This is a genomic window from Microbacterium sp. LjRoot205 (assembly GCF_056175745.1).
On the sequence record NZ_JBGFFH010000007.1, the window covers coordinates 1 to 18,545 of the forward strand.

The window sequence follows — 18,545 nt, forward strand, 5'->3', positions numbered from 1 at the left end:
CGGCAGCGCCGACCGCATCCGACTGTTCGACGCCGTCGGCGCGCAGATCGACGACACTCTTCCGTGGGAGGGCCACGCGGCGATCGACGGCGACGCCGCTGCCGCGACTCTCGCACGCTGCCCTGACGGCGAGGGCGCCTTCGTGCTGGCCCACCCGACCATGGGCGGCGCGAACTCGTGCGTGATGCCCGATGTGGTCATCAACGAGATCGAGTCCAACGGCGACGCGACCGACTGGGTCGAGGTCGTGAACTCCGGCAGCACGGCGGTCGACCTCTCCGGCTGGACGCTCATGGACGGCGATCCGGTCGGCCACGCCGCGGAGACGACTCCGCTGCCCGTGGGAACCGTTCTCGAACCGGGCGCGTACTTCGTCTTCGACCAGCCCACGGACTTCGTCTTCGGCCTCGGCAACGGCGACGCGGTCACCGTGCGCGACGCGAACCTCAACGTCGTCGACGAGCACGTGTACGACGCGCACGCGGCAGGCGTCCTCGCCCGCTGCGCAGACGGCAGCGGCGACTTCGTCGACATCGCGGTCTCGACCAAGGGGCAGCGCAACGCGTGCGGCAACGCGGTGCGCATCAACGAGGTCGAGTCCGACGGCGGCTCGCCGGGTGACTGGGTCGAGCTCGTCAACCCGACGGCATCCGACCTCGATGTCTCCGGCATCGTCGTGAAGGACGACGACGACACGCACTCCTACGCGATCCCGGCCGGCACCACCATCAGCGCCGGCGGACACCTCGTCATCGAGGGTACCGACCTCGGCTTCGGTCTGGGCGACGGAGACACCGTGCGCCTGTTCGACGGCGGTCTTCTCGTCGACTCGACCACCTGGGGTGCGGGGCACGCCGCGACCACCTGGGGCCGCTGCCCCGATGCGACCGGCGCATTCGCCGTCACCGCGGAGAGCACCAAGGGCCAGGCCAACACCTGTGCAGGAGAGATCGAGGTCTCTCCCTGGCCCGGCTCTGCCGAGGTCCGGGTGCTCGACACCGCGCCGACCTTCCTCGAGGACAGCTCGGGGCTCGACGTGCAGGAGACCGCCGACGGATCGTTCCTCTGGGCCGTCGACAACGGCGACGGACGCATCTGGAAGCTCGAGGCCCATGCCGACGGCTCGTTCTCGCAGATCCCCGGCTGGGAATCTGGCAAGCGCGTGCGGTTCCAGAAGGATGCCTCGGACCCGGGCGCCGCAGGCCCCGACACCGAGGGCATCACCGTCGACGGCGACGGGGCGGTCTACGTCGCCTCGGAGCGCGACAACAGTGCCAAGGGCGTGAACCAGAACACCCTCCTCAAGGTCGATCCCGACGCCTCTGCCGGCGATCTCGTCGCCGAGCAGGAGTGGGATCTGACCGCGCTGCTTCCTGCCGTGGGAGCGAACCTCGGCATGGAGGCGGTGCAGTGGGTGCCTGACAGCGCGCTCGAGGGCGCGCTCTTCGATGCCCACAGCGGCTCGGCCTACGACCCGGCGGACTACGCCGGCCACGGTGACGGTCTGTTCTTCGTAGCGGTGGAGGACAACGGCCACGTCTACGCGTTCGCGCTCGGCGCTGACGGCCAGGCGACCCTCGTCTCGGAGATCGCACCGGGACTCGCCGGGGTCATGGCGCTCGACTACGACAGCGTGCTCGACGTGCTGTGGGCGGTCTGTGATGACGGCTGCCAGGGGCAGTCGGCGCAGATCACGCTGAACGGCACGGCCCAGCCCGGACTCGCGCACTTCGCCCGCCCCGCCGGCATGCCGGACATCAACAACGAGGGCTTCGCGACGGCTCCGGCCTCGCTGTCGGTCGACGGTCRGCGCCCGGTCTGGTGGTTCGCCGACGGCTTCGCCTCGGAGGCGCTGCGCGTCGGCACCCTCCCCGGGGTCACCGGTGAGAACCCTGGCGAGAACCCCGGCGAGAACCCGGGAGAGGACCCGGGAGCGAACCCCGGCGAGAACCCGGGAGAGGACCCAGGTGAGAACTCCGGTGACGACAACCACGTCACCGACCCGAGCGGGCTCGCCGCAACCGGCGTCGAAGTGCCCGTGGCGATGATCTCGCTGGCGCTGATGCTCGTCGTCGTCGGCGCGCTGGTCGCCCGCCGACGTCGTCGTTCGGCCTGATTCGACGCCTCCGCACGACGGACGGCCTGGTGCACGATGACTCGTGCGCCAGGCCGTCTTCGCGCGCACCGTCGGAGAGGGCGTTCCGCGCCTCGTCGTCCCTGCGGGACTTCCACCCGACGGCAGTGTCGGTGGCGCGGCCTAGACTCATAGAGCCATGACCGAAGCCCCCCTCATCGTTCCCGGATCCGTCGGCCCCCGCTCCACGGGAGCGCAGGGACAGGACGACCTCCTCGCCGGCCTCAACCCGCAGCAGCTCGAGGCGGTGACCTATCGCGGACCCGCGCTGCTGATCGTCGCGGGCGCCGGTTCGGGCAAGACCAGCGTTCTCACCCGCCGTATCGCCTCCCTGCTGAGGGCGCGAGAGGCCTGGCCCAGCCAGATCCTCGCGATCACCTTCACCAACAAGGCGGCCGGTGAAATGCGCGAGCGCGTCGAGGCGATCGTCGGCGACGCCGCTCGGGGCATGTGGATCTCGACCTTCCACTCCGCCTGTGTGCGCATCCTCCGCCGAGAGGCCCAGCAGTTCGGGTTCACCAAGTCGTTCACGATCTACGACTCGGGCGACTCGCGCGCCCTCATCAAGCGTCTGGTCAAGCAGCACGAGGCCGACGCATACGGGCTCACCCCCGGAGCCGTGCAGTCGCGCATCTCGAAGCTCAAGAACGAGCTGTCGGACGCCGACGCCTATGCGCGTCAGGCGAACATGAGCGACCCGGCCGAGCGGATCTTCGTCGAGCTGTTCGCCGATTACCAGCGGCAGCTGCAGAAGGCGAACGCGTTCGACTTCGACGACCTGATCGGGCAGACCGTCCACCTGTTCCGTGCGTTCCCGCAGGTCGCCGACACCTACCGCCGTCGTTTCCGTCACGTGCTCGTCGACGAGTATCAGGACACGAACCACGCCCAGTACGCGCTCATCCACGAGCTGACGCGGCCCGTGACGGGCGAGAGCCCAGACCCGTATGCCTCCAACGGCATGATGATCTTCGAGCCCGAGACCACTCCCGAGCTCGAGGGCGCCTCGCTCACCGTGGTGGGCGACTCCGACCAGTCGATCTACGCCTTCCGCGGTGCCGACATCCGCAACATCAGCGAGTTCGAGCGCGATTTCCCCGGCGCCCGTGTCGTGCTGCTCGAGCAGAACTACCGCTCCACGCAGAACATCCTCTCCGCGGCGAATGCCGTGATCGGCAACAACTTCGACCGCAAGGACAAGAAGCTCTGGAGCGACAAGGGCGACGGTGACATGATCGTCGGCTTCACCGGGTATTCGCAGCACGATGAGGCGCAGTTCGTGGCCGACGAGGTCGAGGTGCTGCACCGGGCCGGAATGCCGTACTCCGAGATGGCGGTCTTCTATCGCACGAACTCGCAGTCGCGCGCCCTGGAAGAGATCTTCATCCGCTCGGCCGTGCCCTACAAGATCATGGGCGGCACGAAGTTCTACGAGCGCGCCGAGATCAAGGACGCGCTCGCTTACCTGGTCGCCGTCGCGAACCCTGCCGACGAGATGGCGGTGCGACGCATCCTCAACAAGCCGCGCCGGGGCATCGGCGACGTCACCGAGACGGCGATCGCCCGCTTCGCCGAAGAGCATGACATCACCTTCCGCCAGGCGCTCTCGGTGCCGGATCAGCTGGGCTTCGGCCCGAAGATCCAGGCCGGCATCGCCCAGCTCGATGCCGTGCTGGCCGAAGCGACCGAGATCATGCTCCCCGCTTCCGGCGAGGTCCCCGCGCCCACCGCCGTCGCCGACGGGCTCAGCGTGCTGTTGTCGAAGAGCGGCTACCTCGACGCGCTGCGTGCGAGCCGCGACCCTCAGGACGAGGCGCGCGTCGAGAACCTCGACGAGTTCGTCGCCGTCGCACGAGACTTCGCCCGCAACAACCCCGACGGGACGATCGTCGACTTCCTCACGGAGGTCGCCCTCGTCTCCGACGCCGACGACCTCGACGACGAGTCGGGCTCGGTGTCCCTGATGACGATGCACACCGCGAAGGGGCTCGAGTACGACGCGGTGTTCGTGACCGGCGTCGAAGAGGACCTCATCCCACACCGCATCTCGGCCGGTGAGCCGGGCGGCCCGCAGGAGGAACGTCGACTCTTCTACGTCGGCATCACCCGCGCTCGCAAGCGTCTGCACCTGTCGCTGGCCATGACCAGGGCTCAGTTCGGAGAGGTCTCGGTCGCGATGCCCAGCCGATTCCTGCAGGAGATCCCCGCCGGGCTCATCGACTGGCGCCAGTCGCCGGGCGACGTCAACTCCCGCGGGGGCATGCAGTCCCGCGCGCTCAACGCACGCAGGGGAGGCGGATTCGGCGGCTCCGGTTCGGGCGACCGCTTCGGGGTGAAGCAGCTGCCAGGACGCGACTCGCTCAAGCCGCTGTCCACGGCGATGGACAAGTTCCCCAACCGGGTGACGGCGAAGATGCGCGACAACGGCGACCTCGAACTCGCCGCCGGTGACCGCATCCGCCACTCGGACTTCGGCGAGGGGCGAGTCGACGCGGTGACGGGCGAGGGGGCGAAGCGCATCGCTCACGTGCGTTTCGATTCCGCCGGCCAGAAGAAGCTGCTGATCAAGGTCGCGCCGATCGAGAAGATCTAGCCCTGTAGCGGGTTAGGCTGGCTGATATGGCCCTGTTCTCTCGCCGCAAGAAGTCCGCTGACGATGTCGTCGCCGACCACACCGAGACCGAGGAGTCTGTCGTCGACGCTCCGGAGGTCGCGGAGACACCGTCCGAAGCCGCCGAGGTCGCGCCCACCATCGGGATCTCCGTGCAGGCGTTCCGCGGTGTCGGCGCGCAGGCCGGACCCGAGGTCGAGCTGCCCGATCCCGACGCGGCTCCCGCGGCATCCGCACCGACTGCGGCGCCTGCTCCCGCGGCGCCCGCTCCTGCGCCCGTGGCCGAGCCCGAGCGCAAGCTCCCGCTGGCACCTGCGCTGCCGCCTGAGCAGACCGAGACCGTCGCGGGCATGAAGGACAACGTCCTGCTGCGCGAATCGCTCAAGGAGGTCGAGCAGGGCGCGACGAACGAGCAGCTTCTCGGAGTTCTCCGCCAGGCGCTGCAGGGCCACATGTACATCCGGGTGAACGGCGATGCTCGGGCACAGATCAGTGATGGCAAGCCCCTCGCGGTCGCCGTCGTACGCGATGGTGAGCGCCAGTTCATGCTGGCGTTCAGCTCGGCTGCCGCCGTGCGAGACTCCGTGCAGCTCGAGAAGGACCCGACGGCGACATCGGCCGTCGCACAGCCGGTCACCTCGGTACTGCAGCAGGTGGTGTCCGGAGATTTCGCCGGCCTCATCGTCGACAACGCCTCGGCACCGCACCGCGTGGTGTTCCCGACCGAGCTGTTGCAGAAGGCTCTCGAGCAGGCGGATGTCGACATGACCGTCAAGTCGCTCATCGCCGCACCGCGCGAGCAGGACTCTGCCTCCAAGGTCGGCGAGGCGCTCGCGACGAAGCGCATGTGGGTGGCCGTCAACGAGGGCAACCCCGGCGGGCAGGTCGGCATCGCCGAAGCGCAGACGCCTGACGGCAAGCGGTTCCTCCAGCTGTTCTCGCACCCGCTCGAGGTGCTCGCGCTCGGACGCGGCGATCGACCGCTGCCCTTCGAGCCGCTGCAGCTGGCGAAGATCCTGTCCAGCCACGTCGATATGGCCGGTGTCATCATCGACCCGGCCGGGCCCAGCATCGTGGTCGAGCGCGAGGCGCTCACCTCCGTGCTGATCCTGGCGATCGATATCGACGACTGACGGGCTTCCGCGCGTCGCACCTGCCCCCTAGGGTCGGAGCATGGCCTCAGAACGCGTGCCCCTGACCGTCATCGATCCTGATGGGGAGCGCGAGGTCGTGCTCTCCAGCCCGAACAGGGTGGTGTGGCCGAAGGACGGCATCACGAAGGCCGAGCTCGCGGAGTACTTCCAGCTCGTGAGTGCTCCGTTCCTCGAGGCGAACGGCAACCGTCCCGTCTCGCTCGAGCGCTTCCGCGACGGGCTCGGCAGCGACGGCTTCTTCTCGAAGAACCCGCCCAAGGGCACGCCCGACTATGTCGACGCTGTCACGGTGACCTACAACAGCGGGCGACGGCATCCGCAGATCGTGCTCAATCGACCGAGCGCCATCGTCTGGGCGGCGCAGATGAACACGATCGTGTTCCACCCGTGGGCGTCGCTCGCCTCCGACCCCGACAACCCGGTCGAGCTGCGGATCGACCTCGATCCGCAGCCGGGAACCGGGTTCGCCGATGCCGTTCCCGCCGCACACGCGCTGAGAGAGGTGCTCAGCGAGGTCGGTCTCGACGCGTTCGTGAAGACCAGCGGCAACCGCGGGCTGCATGTGTTCGCCCCGATCGAGCCGACGCACGAGTTCCTCGACGTGCGGCACGCCGTGATCGCGGCCGGGCGAGAGCTGGAGCGACGGATGCCCGAGCAGGTGACGATGAGCTGGTGGAAGGAGGAACGAGGGGAACGCGTCTTCATCGACTTCAACCAGGCCAACCGAGACCGCACGATGGCCGGTGCCTACAGCCCTCGCGCTCTTCCCGGAGCCACGGTCTCGACGCCGGTGCACTGGGATGAGCTCGACGGCCTCGACCCCGCCGCGTTCACCGTGCGCAGCATCCCGAAACGACTCGATGAGATCGGTGACCCGTGGGCGGGCAAGCAGAGCAGCCCGGGCCGCATCGACACCCTGCTGGAGTGGTGGGAGCGCGACCTGGAGGCGGGGCTGGGCGAGCTGTCGTTCCCGCCCGAGTTCCCGAAGATGCCGGGGGAGCCGCCGCGTGTGCAGCCCAGCAAGAAGGTCGAGGCGAACTGGGATGCGAACGGCGACCCGATCGACGAATGAGGCTCAGCCGATGACCTCGGCCAGGTCGTATCCCTCCACGGTCTCGAGCTGATCGTAGGTGCACGAACGGGCATCTCGATCGGGGCGCCAGCGCTCGAACTGCACGGTGTGCCGGAACCGCGAACCCTCGAGCTGGTCGTAGCGGACTTCGAGCACGAGCTCGGGTCGCAGTCGAACGAACGACACGTCCTTCGAGCCGCTGAAGCGCGAGCGCTCTCCTTCTCCGGTGACGGCATCGCCTGCATCGTCGCGCTCCACCAGCGGGGCGAGCTCCTCGACTAGTTCCCTCCGGCGCACATCGCTCCATGCCGCCACGCCGCCGACCTGGCGCAGCGTGCCGTCGGAATCGTAGAGGCCCACGAGCAGCGACCCGACCCCCGATCCGGATTTGTGCACACGATATCCGAGCGCGACCACGTCGGCCGTACGGGCGTGTTTGACCTTGACCAGGGTGCGCTTGCCCGGCGCGTACGGCTGATCGAGCGGCTTGGCGACCACTCCGTCGAGGCCTGCGCCTTCGAACTCCGCGAGCCAGCGCACGGCCGCATCACGATCGCGGGTGGTGCGGGTGATGTGCAACGGATGCTCGACCCCGGCCATCAGCGTCTCCAGGCGCTCGCGCCGCTCGGCGAACGGGGTGCTCGACAGGTCTTCATCGTCGACGGCCAGCAGGTCGAACGCGATGAACATCGCGGGCGTCTCTGCGGCCAGCCTGGCGACTCGCGAGGCCGCGGGATGGATGCGCTGGCTCAGCGCTTCCCAGTCGAGTCGCTGCGCGCCCTCAGTCCCCGTGGCGACGACGATCTCGCCGTCGAGCAGGCACGGGCCAGGGAGAAGCCGGGGGATCGCTTCGACGAGCTCGGGGAAGTACCTGGTCAGAGGCTTCGCTCCGCGGGAGCCGATCTCGACTGTCTCGCCGTCCCAGGCGATCAGCCCACGGAATCCGTCCCACTTGGGCTCGAACAGCAGTCCGCCGGTGGTCTTCGCGGGGTCCGGGACGGATGCCGCCGCCTTCGCCAGCATCGGAGAGGGGATCTCGTAGCGCATGGGTCCATCCTGGCGTCGCCGACGCTGTCGCAGAAGGGGGACTTCGGGGATGTCAGCCGAAGAGGTCGCCGAGCGAGACGCGGGCGCCCGCATCCTTCAGCGCCGTTCGGGCAGCGTGCCACCCGGCCATGCCGTTGACCCCTGGACCCGGCGGGGTCGATGCCGAAGCGAGATACACGCCGCGCATCGGTGTGCGCCAGGGCGCTGTGCCGAGCACGGGTCTGCGCAGCGCCTGCGGGATGGTGAAGGCGCCGCCCAGGATGTCTCCGCCGATCTCCGACGGGTTGATCGCCTCGCGCGACGACGCGGGCACCGAGTGGTGGGCGAGGATGAGGTCGCGGAAGCCGGGCGCGAACCGTTCGACCTGACGGGTGACGAGCTCGGTGGCGTCGAGGTCGGAGCCCTGCGGCACATGGATGTACGCCCACAGCACCGCCTTGCCCTCGGGCGCCCGACTCGGATCGAAGACCGACGGCTGCACGGACAGCACGTACGGGCGATCGCTGATGCGACCACGGGCGACGGCGTTCTCGCTCTCCCAGATCTCCGCGGCCGATCCTCCGATGTGCACGGTGGGCGACTGCCCGACCTCTGCGTTGGCCCACGGGATGGGCCCGTCGAGAGCGAAGTCGACCTTCGCCGCAGCCGGTCCGTAGCGATAGCTGCGGATCGCTCGCGCGTACGACGCGGGGATGTCCGGATGGGTGAGGGTGAGCCGGGGCGACGTGTTCAGCATCAGCAGATCGCCGCGGGCGGGCTCGCCCCAGTCGAGGGATGCCAGGTCGGTGATGTGGGCGCCTGTCTCGACGGATCCGCCATGGGCCTCGATGTCGGCGACCATGCTGTCGGCGATGTTCTGCGCACCGCCTCGCGGGTACATCCATCCCCCCGCGTGCGCCTGCGCGGCCAGCAGCAGTCCGGCGGCTGCGCCGGCGAGGGAGGGGAGGGGAGTGTTCGCATGCGCCAGGACGCCCGCCATCAGGCCGGCGGCCTCTTCGGTGCGGAAGGTGCGGCGGGCCAGGGGCGTGCCCTGATCGAGCATCCGCAGTGCGAACCGGAGAGCCGTGATCGGCTCGTGAGGAACTCGCAGCATCTGATTGCCGGTGAAGTCGACGACACCCTCGACATGTGTGCTGAGCGGGCGCAGAAGCGACAGCCAGGCGCGCTCGTCGGCACCGAGCGCCGCGGCGGTGCGCTCTATGTCGCGCCAGGCGATGCCGGCTCTGCCGCCGTCGAGCGGGTGCGCGTAGGAGATGTCGGGAAGAATCCATTCGACCCGTTCGGCGAGGCCGAACGCCTGGAAGAACGTCGACGACAGCGCGGCCGGATGAACCGCGGCGCAGACGTCGTGGCGGAAGCCGGAGAGGGTCGACTCGGCCGTGCGGACGCCGCCGCCGATGGTGTGCGCCGCCTCGAGGACGCGCACCTCGTACCCCGCGCGGGCGAGGGTCACGGCCGCCGCCAGGCCGTTCGGTCCGGAGCCGATGATCGTCGCTCGTGCCATTCGGCCAGTCTTCCATGCCCGGGCGTGAGATCCTTGAGGAAATGAATGAAGTTCAGGGCCCGACCCCCACAGGCAACTCCCGTCCGTACCGAACCCTCGCGGAGGCGCTCCGAGCGCACCGCATCGCCGAAGAGAACCACGAGTTCATCGCGGCGATCACGGATGCCGTCGGCATCTCGTCCTACATCGACCGAGGCCGCTACATCGAGGCGATCCGCCGCGGCGAGGGCGCCTCGCTGCACATCGGCAAGACCTACACCAATGGCTTCGCCGAAGACGAGGTCGTCGTCGTCGGCTCCACGCCCCTGCGTCTGCGGCCGAGCGAAGGCCGTGCTCCGTACTTCTTCGTGACGCACCCGAGCGAGTTCCGTCCCATCGCTCCGGTCAAGGCGAAGCGCAGCACGACTCCCCGAGTCGCGGCGGCGCCGAAGGCCGAGCGTGCGACGAAGACGAGCGAGCGCGACTACGGCGTGTGCGACGTCTGCTTCATGGTGAAGACGCCGGCCGGGGGTTGTGGCTGCGACTGACGCCCGCGATCACGGTGCCTCGAAGGGCACGCCGGTGAGCTTCTGCGACACGTCCCAGATCCTCCGGGCCGACTCATCGTCCCGCAGACGCGAATAGAGCTTCTGAGGTGCGGGCGGGCCGCCGAGGTGACCGATCCCCGACGGCCCGTAGAACCCTCCGCCGACGGCATCCGCTGAGGTCGCCGCGTAGACCGCAGGAAGTCCCGCGGACTCGGCCGTGCCGACGATCAGGCCTCGGCGCGAGAGCGCGTCGATGATGCGGCGCCCTGACGTCTGAGTCGCGCGGCCGAGATCCGGCTGCGCGGCCAGCAGGTTCGTCGGTGCGACCCCCGGATGCGAGAGCATGCTGGCGATGCCCCATCCCTCGGCCTCGCTGCGTCGCTGGAGCTCGAGCGCGAACATCCCGAACGCGATCTTGGACTGGCTGTACGCGCGCATCCCGTTGTACGAGCGCTCCCACTGCAGGTCGTCCCAGTTGATGCCTCCGCTGTCGGCCGCGATGCTGATCTGCGACACGACCCTGGCCGCGCCGGCCATGAGCAGGGGGAGCAGCCGTCCGACGAGCGCGAAGTGCCCCAGATGGTTGGCGCCGAACTGCAGCTCGAAGCCGTCCGCCGTGGTTCTGCGGTCAGGGGGCGTCATCACTCCGGCATTGTTGATGAGGATGCTGATCGGCTCTCCCTCATCTCGCAACGTGGCGGCGAGTGCGGCGACCGAGCCGAGCGACGAGAGATCGAGATCCCGCAGCGAGATGCGCGCATTCGGAGCCGTCTCGCGGATCCGTGCGATCGCCACGTCGCCCTTGGCCCGGTTGCGGACGGGCATCACGACCTCCGCGCCTGCGGTGGCGAGACGGGTGGCGATTCCCATCCCGATTCCGTCGCTTGCTCCGGTGATCACTGCGCGCGCGCCGTGCAACGGCGGGATGGTCGGCTCTGCGTTCTTGCGTGGCATGTTCTCTCTTCTTCTTCGTCGGCTCCGATGCTCTCCCGTGTCCGTCGTGCGAACCAGGGATCGTCGATCCGTGGATCGCAAAGGGGCCGGCTGGTAGAACGGAGTCGACGGCGGGAGAAGCGCATGGCGGTGGACCGGCGGGGGCTCGCGGAGTTCCTGAGAACGAGGCGCGAGGCGCTGCAACCCGAGGATGTCGGGCTCGCCCGCGGAGAGCGGCGACGCACCGGCGGCCTGCGACGGGAGGAAGCCGCTTCGCTGTGCCACATGTCGACCGATTACTACGCACGGCTCGAACAGGAACGCGGACCTCAGCCCTCCGACCAGATGGTGGCGGCGATCGCCCAGGGACTGCACCTCTCACTGGCAGAGCGAGACCATCTCTTCGCCCTCGCCGGTCACACGCCGCCGGCGCGAGGGGCCGAGAGCGACCATGTGAGCCCGGGGATGCTGCGGATCTTCGATCGACTGCACGACACTCCCGCCGAGGTGGTCACGGAACTCGGTGAGACTCTGCGTCAGAGCCCGTTGGGCAGCGCCCTGGTGGGGGATCTCGTCGGACTCCGCGGACCTTCGCGCAGCATCGGATATCGATGGTTCACCGACCCCTCCGCGCGGTCGATCTACGACCCGGAGGATCACCCGTTCCTCTCTCGGCTGTGGGTGTCGGGGCTGCGCGAGATCGCCGCTCGTCGGGGCCCGGGATCTCGAGCGGCGCGTTATGTGGACCTTCTGACCGATCGGAGCGAGGAGTTCCGACGAATCTGGAAGAAGCACGAGGTGGGTCTCCGCCCCGGCGCCACCAAGCGCTTCATGCACCCCGAGCTCGGGCGGCTGGAGCTCACCTGCCAGACGCTCGTCGATCCGGAGCAGTCGCACTCCCTGCTCGTCTACACCGCGGCGCCGGGCAGCGAGAGCCACGAGAAGCTGCGGCTCCTCTCGGTGATCGGTGGTCAGAGATTCGTCGGCGATCCTTCACCGACCACCTCAGGCGGGAAGTCCGAAGGCTGACTCCCGACAGGCGAGCACCGCGCCGGGTCAGGCGAAAGCGCTCATCCCGGTGATGTCACGGCCGAGCAGCAGCGCCTGAACGCTCTCGGTGCCCTCGTAGGTGTGGATCGCCTCGATGTCGGCCATGTGCTGCATCACGCCGTTCTCGAGCAGGATGCCGTTGCCGCCGAGCAGATCGCGGGCGATCGCGGCCACGCGCCGTGCTGCGCGCGTGTTGTGGAACTTCGCCAGTGACGCCTGCGTGGGCCGCAGCTCGCCGGCGGTCTCGAGGTCTGCGAGGCGACGGCAGTAGAGCTGCATCGCGGTGAGATCCTCGAGCATGTGGGTGAGGCGTTCCTGCACCATCTGGAACTTGGCCAGCGGCTTGCCGAACTGGATGCGCTGGGTCGAGTACGCGAGCGCGGCCTCGTAGCAGGCGGTCGCGTGACCGAGAGCCGACCAGGCGACGCCCGAACGGGTCGCGTAGAGCACGACCGACGCGTCTTTGAAGCTCTTCGTCCCCGGCAGCACGGAGTCGAGCGACACGCGCACGTCGTCGAGCTCTATGTGCGCCTGGTGGATGGCTCGGAGCGATGCCTTGCCGCGGATCGGCGTCCCGGTGTATCCGGGGGTGTCCTGTTCGACGAGGAAGCAACGGACGGCGCCGTGCTCGGCCGCCGTCTCGTCATCGACGCGGGCCCACACGAACGTGATGCCGCCCGAGGCGCCGTTGCCGATCCACTTCTTCGCACCGCGGATGACCCATTCGTCGCCATCGCGGCGTGCGACGGTCTCGAGCGAGACGGAGTCCGACCCATGGTCGGGCTCGGTGAGTGCGAAGGAGCCGAAGACCGAGCCGTCGGCGAGGGCCGTCAGCCACTTCTGCTGCTGATCGGGTGAGCCGAAGAGCGCGAGAGTGCGCAGCGCGAGCCCGCCCTGCACCGCGAGCACGGTGCCGAGCGACCCGTCGCCGCGGGAGATCTCCATGTTCACGAGCCCGGCGGCGAGCGGGGAGAGGCGGGTGAGCGAAGGATGCTCGATGCCGTCGACGACCAGGTCCATCTCGCCCATGCGGCGAGCGGCGTCGAGCGGATACTCGGCGCGGTCCCAGGCCTCCGCCATCTGCGGTCCGACCTCGTCGATGTACGCCTTGGCGCGATCCCAGGCCCGGCGATCGGCGTCGGGGATGTCGGCGAAGACGGCGTAGTAGTCGCTGTCCTGGCGTCCGGTGATGTCGTACGACGAGACGCGCTCGCCGGGGAGAGGGGAGGCTGCGGTGCTCATGGTGACTCCTTCGTGACACCAAGTATCGTACTCCTCGATACTCGGTTCCACGACTCCCTCGACGGGAGTCAGGCGGGGTCAGTCGAGCTGCGTGCGCAGGCGCCGGGTGACCTCGGCGATGGGCATCGAACGGGGGAACACGGCGACGACGACATCGTCCGGCGCTTCGGTGACCGCCTCCGATGGCACACCGTAACGGCGGCGGACGTCGGCGAGCGCCGTCTGCAACGTCGAGAGCGGCACCTTCTTCTTGCCGCGCAGCAGCTGCCGGAGCACATGGTTGTGCACCGCGGTGACGAGGGCGGAGAATCCGACGGCATCCAGAGGGTCGATGCCGGGAAGCGAGCTGCGCAGGTAGTCGTCGAACAGTCGCTCGTAGCGGAACACCGTGATGATCTCGCGTTCACGGAGCACCGGCACCTGACGCACGATCTGATAGCGCCGACGCGCGAGCTCCGGGTCGTGCGCGAAGTGGGCGAAGACCGATTCGGATGCTGCGCACACTGCGCCCCAGGGGTCGTCATGCCCCTCGGAGAGGAAGGTCCGCAGCTGATCGAGCAGAACCTCGTGGTCGGCGAAGACGACGTCCTCCTTGCCGCCGAACTGGCGGAAGAACGTCGACCGTGAGACCCCTGCGGCCTTCGCGATCTGCTCGACGGAGGTCTGATCGAACCCCTGTGTTGCGAACAGCTCGAGCGCAGCGGCCACGACGCCGGTGCGCAGTTCTGCGGATTCATGCATGGGACGAGCCTAGACCTCGGCTTCACGCGGTGCAGACGCCGGAATACACCGACCGCGGCGACGCGCTCTGTGCACTGTCGATAGCGTCGACTAACATGGGTCGCCGGAGGGTGGGGCGCGCTCGCGTCCCTGACGGAGGGGAAGATCATGGCAGCGCAGATCGGTGCTGACTTCGAGCAGATGCTCGAGAACATCCATACGCTCGTGAAGAGCATCGAAGCGGCCGGAGTGGGGTCGCGCGGAACGCAGATCGAAGGCCTGCGCACCAACACGACTGCGCCCTACATCGATTCCGCGTCCGACTATGCCGCCGGCCTCGAAGCGATGATCGCCGAGCTCAGCGTCAACACCGCCGCCTTCCGGGATGCGCTCAAAGCCGTCGTGGACCAGAAGCAGGAGTCAGAGCAGAACCTCTCCGCGTCTCTCGCTCAGATCGCGCAGGTCGTCGACGACCCGGCACTCACGCCGACCGCTCACCTGACCAGCACCGGTTCCGCTCCGGCGGAATCGGGTCCAGAGGCATCCTCGGGCACGACGGAGGACGACGGCACCGAGTCGGTCGCGTACTGATGAGTGTTCGTCGATGGGGTGCCGTCGCGATGGCACTCGCGATCGCAGCGGCAGCGGCGACAGCACCGAGCGCGGCTGCGGCGCAGGACTTCTCGGCCGACGGACCGCTCTGGTATCTGGACGCGATGAAGATCCAGGCGATCCACGACGCGGGGATCACCGGTGACGGCGTGACCGTCGCCGTTTTCGACGCCGCCCTCGACCCGGAGGTCTCCACACTCGAGGGTGCGGACATCGAGGTGAGGCAAGCCGAGGGCTGTCCCGACCCGCTCTCGGGGAATCGCGACGACTTCGAGGGGCTGAAGCATGGGACGTCGGTGACGTCGCTGATCGTCGGAAACGGCACATCGGACTCGGGTGCGGGTCCGGTCGGGATCGCTCCCGGCGTGCGGATCCTCTATTACGGCATCCTGCAGGACTCGTGCGAGGGAGACACGTTCCCTGCTGCCCTCGACGATGCCGTCGCCCAGGGCGCGGACATCGTCACCATGTCGGGTGGGTTGAATCGACTCGCAGATGAGCTTTCGCAGGATTCCGTCGACAGCGTCGCCGCCGCACTGCGCGAGGGCGTGCTCGTCGTAGCCGGACTGCCGAACCGCGACACCGTCTGGGAGTTCGTGACGACCACCATCAACGGCGTCGTGAACGTCGCGTCCGTCGATGCGTCGGCGCAGGCGGCGACGCAGCTCGACGGTTCCGCAATGGTCAACGAGGACGTGGACATCGTCGCGCCGGGTATCGACGTCGCAGGCCTCGGCTTCGATCAGACGTGGGGGATGTCGGCGTGGTCAGGCAACTCGGCAGCCACTCCGATCGTCGCGAGCCTTCTTGCACTGGCGAAGCAGAAGTGGCCGGATGCCAGCGGGTCGCAGCTGCTGCAGTCGATGATCCGCAACACAGGCTCGACCCCGCATGAGCTGCAGTGGTCGGACACCTTCGGGCACGGGATCATCAATGCGACCCGTCTCGTGCAGGAGGATCCCACGCAGTATCCCGATGAGAACCCTCTCTTCAAGGACGACCAGTCGCCCTCGTTCGAGGAGGTGTTCTCGGCGACCGGCACCGAGCCGACCGGAGAGCCGAGTGCCGAAGACGGCTCGGGTCCCGGTGCGCTTCCGTGGATGCTGGGCGGCGGAGCGGTCATCGTGATCGCCGTCGCGGCGACTGCAATACTGATCGGCCGCAAGAAGAGTGGAGGACGCGCAGATGTATGACCCCAATGTGTGCACACCGACGATGTTCGAGGATGAGCTCCGGGCGCTGTCATCGATGAGCTCGTTCACGGACCCTGAGATGGAGTCCCGCCTGCAGGCGGTGGCGGAGCTGCGGAGAGCGATCCAGGCCGTGCGGGAGATCCCCGGTTGGACCGGCGACTCGGTGGGCGAGGCGCAGGTTCTCCTGGAGCGTATGGAGAAGAACGCGACCRCCATCGAGACGGCGTTGACGGACATGCGCTCGGGCCTCCGCAGGGCCGCGGACAGTGCGGCGGGCGCCGCATCCGCTGCGCTGCGGCGCCTGCCGTCAGCATCTGCGGACGGATTCATCGCCGATGCCCAACGCAATCTCGCCGGGATCACCGACGGATGGGGCGCCTTCGACACCGGCGAGGCTGTGGCGCGTGAAGAGGCGCGGCTCGCCGCAGAGCGGGAGGCCGCGGCGATCGAGGAGCTCAAGGCCATCCGCGGCTCGCTCACCGGAGAGGCGCGACAGAACTTCCAGGACCCCGGCACAGTGACGGTCAACACCTCCTCTGTCCCCCTTCCCGTGATCGACGTGGACGGGATCGACTCCCGTGTTCCCCCGGTCGGCAGCAATGGGCCGTCGGCAGGTGGCGGCTCGCCGCAGGGCGGCACCGGCGGCGGCAGCTGGACGGCGCAGCCTGGCGGAGGGTGGGTGCCCGGAGGCGACGGCGGCTCGGGCGTCGGCAATGGCGGCTCAGGCGGTGGCAACGGCGGCTCAGGCGGTGGCAACGGCGGATCGGTGGGTGACACCGACTTCGGCAACGGTGACTCAGGCGGTGGCAACGGCGGGGGCGGCGTCGGCACCGGCGGCGACGACGGCTGGGGCACCGTCGACCCAGGCGGGTCCGGAAGCGGCGGCGCAGGTGACCCCAGCGTGGACTCGCCGATCGGCGGCACCCTGCCCGGGTACCCCGGCGGCGGCGGTGCCAGTGGCGGCGGCGGTGGCGGAGGTCTGCTCACCGGGGGATCCGGTGGTTCGGGCACGCTCGGCGCAGCGGTCGTGGGTGGTGCGGGAGCCGCGGCCCTCCTGGGCACGCGCTCGGCGTCTCTCGGCGGCACGGGCGGCGCGAGCCTCTTCGGCGGGGGTGGAAGCGGCGCTGGAGCCGGTGCTGGTGCGGCCACTGCCGGACGTGGACTGCTCGGCATGAGTGGCGCGACCGGCCCCGGAGGCATCGGGGCGGCAGGATCCGCATCCGGTTCGGCATCCGGCTCTGCCGGCGGTTCGGCCGCCGGCGCGGGTGGTCGTTCGATGGCTCCCGGCATGATGGGCGGAGCAGGCGACGACGAGAAGCGGCGCGAACGCTCTGGTCTCGGCGGCCCGATCGCCCCCAAGCTCGAAGACGATGAGGAGACAGGGCCCCGCTCGCGTTCGGCCCAGGCCGGCAGTCGCGACACGCTCCGCTGAACCCGATCTCCATACCGGTATGCGCTCCCGGCGGCCTCTTGGCCGCCGGGAGCGTTCAGTTCGAGGTAGTAGGCTGGGCGACTGGTCGATGTCTCGACATCGAGAGAATTACCAGACAGCAGCCCAGTGAAGGAACCACAGTGGATCTGTACGAGTACCAGGCACGAGACGTTTTCGAAAAGTACGGAGTGCCGGTTCTCGCCGGCATCGTCGCCGACACCCCTGAGGAGGTGAAGGCAGCCGCTGAGAAGATCGGCGGAGTCGTCGTCGTCAAGGCCCAGGTGAAGACCGGTGGTCGCGGCAAGGCCGGCGGCGTTAAGGTCGCGAAGACCCCCGAAGAGGCATACGAGGCGGCCAAGGCCATCCTCGGACTCGACATCAAGGGCCACGTCGTCAAGCGCGTCATGGTCGCGCAGGGTGCGCGTATCGCCGAGGAGTTCTACTTCTCCGTGCTGCTCGACCGTGCCAACCGCTCCTACCTGAGCCTCTGCTCGGTCGAGGGCGGCATGGAGATCGAGGAGCTCGCGGTCGAGCGCCCCGAGGCGCTCGCACGCGTCGAGGTCAACCCGCTGACCGGCATCGACAAGGCGAAGGCCGTCGAGATCGCCCGTGCAGCCAACTTCCCCGAAGACCTCATCGAGAAGGTCTCCGATGTCTTCGTCAAGCTCTTCGACGTCTACAAGGGCGAAGACGCGACTCTCGTCGAGGTCAACCCGCTGGTCCGCACCGAAGAGGGCGACATCATCGCTCTCGACGGCAAGGTCACACTCGATGACAACGCCTCCGAGATCCGTCACCCCGAGCACGAAGCGCTCGAAGACAAGGACGCAGCCGACCCGCTCGAGGCCAAGGCCAAGAAGAGCGGTCTGAACTACGTGAAGCTCGACGGCGAGGTCGGAATCATCGGCAACGGTGCAGGACTCGTCATGTCGACGCTCGACGTCGTCGCCTACGCCGGTGAGAACCACAACGGCGTCAAGCCCGCCAACTTCCTCGACATCGGCGGTGGCGCCTCGGCTGAGGTCATGGCCGCAGGCCTCGACGTCATCCTCGGCGACCCGCAGGTCAAGAGCGTGTTCGTGAACGTCTTCGGCGGCATCACGGCGTGCGACGCCGTCGCCAACGGCATCAAGGGCGCTCTCGAGACCCTCGGCAGCGCAGCCTCCAAGCCGCTCGTCGTGCGCCTCGACGGCAACCGCGTCGACGAGGGTCGCGCGATCCTCGCCGAGTACGCGCACCCGCTCGTCACGCTCGCCAGCACCATGGACGAGGGCGCCGACAAGGCCGCCGAACTCGCCAACGCCTGATCGCAGA

15 protein-coding genes are annotated in these 18,545 nt (G+C 68.7%); 10 read left to right on the forward strand and 5 right to left on the reverse strand.

What is annotated here, in order from left to right; genetic code table 11:
• The 4 genes from AC04ME_RS13505 to ligD form a co-directional block, all read left to right on the forward strand.
• Positions 1-2,116, forward strand: a 2,116-nt coding sequence (locus AC04ME_RS13505) for a lamin tail domain-containing protein (protein ID WP_475435445.1), incomplete at its 5' end; no start/stop codon positions are given.
• Between the two features lie 157 nt (positions 2,117-2,273).
• Positions 2,274-4,727, forward strand: coding sequence for an ATP-dependent helicase (locus AC04ME_RS13510; RefSeq protein WP_042539251.1), 2,454 nt, complete (start codon positions 2,274-2,276; stop codon positions 4,725-4,727).
• Between the two features lie 26 nt (positions 4,728-4,753).
• Positions 4,754-5,878 carry an SseB family protein gene (locus AC04ME_RS13515; protein WP_475435448.1) on the forward strand — a complete coding sequence of 375 codons (1,125 nt, stop codon included), beginning with the start codon at positions 4,754-4,756 and terminating at the stop codon, positions 5,876-5,878.
• A gap of 40 nt (positions 5,879-5,918) precedes the next feature.
• On the forward strand, positions 5,919-6,971 hold the full coding sequence (gene ligD / locus AC04ME_RS13520) for a non-homologous end-joining DNA ligase (RefSeq protein WP_475435450.1): 1,053 nt from the start codon (positions 5,919-5,921) through the stop codon (positions 6,969-6,971).
• 3 nt (positions 6,972-6,974) lie between these two features.
• Here ligD and AC04ME_RS13525 read toward each other — a convergent pair whose 3' ends face one another.
• On the reverse strand, positions 6,975-8,018 hold the full coding sequence (locus AC04ME_RS13525) for an ATP-dependent DNA ligase (RefSeq protein WP_475435452.1): 1,044 nt from the start codon (positions 8,016-8,018) through the stop codon (positions 6,975-6,977).
• A 52-nt stretch (positions 8,019-8,070) separates the two neighbouring features.
• Entirely contained in the window at positions 8,071-9,522 is a 1,452-nt protein-coding gene (locus tag AC04ME_RS13530) for a phytoene desaturase family protein (protein ID WP_475435454.1), read from the reverse strand.
• 41 nt (positions 9,523-9,563) lie between these two features.
• Here AC04ME_RS13530 and AC04ME_RS13535 point away from each other — a divergent pair, with 41 nt between their 5' ends.
• Positions 9,564-10,049, forward strand: a complete 486-nt coding sequence (locus AC04ME_RS13535; RefSeq protein WP_056375837.1) for a hypothetical protein — start codon at positions 9,564-9,566, stop codon at positions 10,047-10,049.
• Positions 10,050-10,058: 9 nt separating this feature from the next.
• Here AC04ME_RS13535 and AC04ME_RS13540 read toward each other — a convergent pair whose 3' ends face one another.
• Positions 10,059-11,003 carry an SDR family oxidoreductase gene (locus AC04ME_RS13540; RefSeq protein WP_079112390.1) on the reverse strand — a complete coding sequence of 315 codons (945 nt, stop codon included), beginning with the start codon at positions 11,001-11,003 and terminating at the stop codon, positions 10,059-10,061.
• Positions 11,004-11,126: 123 nt separating this feature from the next.
• Between AC04ME_RS13540 and AC04ME_RS13545 the strand changes: the two genes are divergently transcribed.
• A complete protein-coding gene (locus AC04ME_RS13545) occupies positions 11,127-12,011 on the forward strand; it encodes a helix-turn-helix transcriptional regulator (RefSeq protein WP_079112391.1) in 885 nt (294 codons plus the stop codon).
• A gap of 27 nt (positions 12,012-12,038) precedes the next feature.
• Here AC04ME_RS13545 and AC04ME_RS13550 read toward each other — a convergent pair whose 3' ends face one another.
• Positions 12,039-13,274 (reverse strand): acyl-CoA dehydrogenase family protein, encoded by a 1,236-nt coding sequence (locus AC04ME_RS13550; protein WP_311879639.1) that lies wholly within the window; start codon positions 13,272-13,274, stop codon positions 12,039-12,041.
• Between the two features lie 78 nt (positions 13,275-13,352).
• A complete protein-coding gene (locus AC04ME_RS13555) occupies positions 13,353-14,015 on the reverse strand; it encodes a TetR/AcrR family transcriptional regulator (RefSeq protein WP_311879638.1) in 663 nt (220 codons plus the stop codon).
• Between the two features lie 147 nt (positions 14,016-14,162).
• Between AC04ME_RS13555 and AC04ME_RS13560 the strand changes: the two genes are divergently transcribed.
• The 4 genes from AC04ME_RS13560 (at position 14,163) to sucC (ending at position 18,538) form a co-directional block, all read left to right on the forward strand.
• The gene (locus AC04ME_RS13560) at positions 14,163-14,585 is read left to right on the forward strand and encodes a hypothetical protein (protein ID WP_475435457.1); all 423 of its coding nucleotides are present in this window, start codon (positions 14,163-14,165) and stop codon (positions 14,583-14,585) included.
• A complete protein-coding gene (locus AC04ME_RS13565; protein WP_311879637.1) occupies positions 14,585-15,799 on the forward strand; it encodes a S8 family peptidase in 1,215 nt (404 codons plus the stop codon). Before AC04ME_RS13560 ends, AC04ME_RS13565 begins: the two co-directional genes overlap by 1 nt.
• On the forward strand, positions 15,792-17,231 hold the full coding sequence (locus tag AC04ME_RS13570; protein WP_475435459.1) for a hypothetical protein: 1,440 nt from the start codon (positions 15,792-15,794) through the stop codon (positions 17,229-17,231). Before AC04ME_RS13565 ends, AC04ME_RS13570 begins: the two co-directional genes overlap by 8 nt.
• A 140-nt stretch (positions 17,232-17,371) precedes the next feature.
• Positions 17,372-18,538 (forward strand): ADP-forming succinate--CoA ligase subunit beta, encoded by a 1,167-nt coding sequence (gene sucC / locus AC04ME_RS13575; RefSeq protein ID WP_042539275.1) that lies wholly within the window; start codon positions 17,372-17,374, stop codon positions 18,536-18,538.
• The last annotated feature ends 7 nt before the right edge of the window (positions 18,539-18,545 follow it).

Coding starts and splice junctions, on each gene's coding strand:
- AC04ME_RS13535 (WP_056375837.1), top strand. CDS start 9,564: ATGAATGAAGTTCAGGGCCCGACCCCCACAGGCAACTCCCGTCCGTAC.
- AC04ME_RS13530 (WP_475435454.1), bottom strand. CDS start 9,522: ATGGCACGAGCGACGATCATCGGCTCCGGACCGAACGGCCTGGCGGCG.
- AC04ME_RS13555 (WP_311879638.1), bottom strand. CDS start 14,015: ATGCATGAATCCGCAGAACTGCGCACCGGCGTCGTGGCCGCTGCGCTC.
- AC04ME_RS13515 (WP_475435448.1), top strand. CDS start 4,754: ATGGCCCTGTTCTCTCGCCGCAAGAAGTCCGCTGACGATGTCGTCGCC.
- AC04ME_RS13560 (WP_475435457.1), top strand. CDS start 14,163: ATGGCAGCGCAGATCGGTGCTGACTTCGAGCAGATGCTCGAGAACATC.
- AC04ME_RS13550 (WP_311879639.1), bottom strand. CDS start 13,274: ATGAGCACCGCAGCCTCCCCTCTCCCCGGCGAGCGCGTCTCGTCGTAC.
- AC04ME_RS13510 (WP_042539251.1), top strand. CDS start 2,274: ATGACCGAAGCCCCCCTCATCGTTCCCGGATCCGTCGGCCCCCGCTCC.
- ligD (WP_475435450.1), top strand. CDS start 5,919: ATGGCCTCAGAACGCGTGCCCCTGACCGTCATCGATCCTGATGGGGAG.
- AC04ME_RS13545 (WP_079112391.1), top strand. CDS start 11,127: ATGGCGGTGGACCGGCGGGGGCTCGCGGAGTTCCTGAGAACGAGGCGC.
- AC04ME_RS13525 (WP_475435452.1), bottom strand. CDS start 8,018: ATGCGCTACGAGATCCCCTCTCCGATGCTGGCGAAGGCGGCGGCATCC.
- AC04ME_RS13565 (WP_311879637.1), top strand. CDS start 14,585: ATGAGTGTTCGTCGATGGGGTGCCGTCGCGATGGCACTCGCGATCGCA.
- AC04ME_RS13540 (WP_079112390.1), bottom strand. CDS start 11,003: ATGCCACGCAAGAACGCAGAGCCGACCATCCCGCCGTTGCACGGCGCG.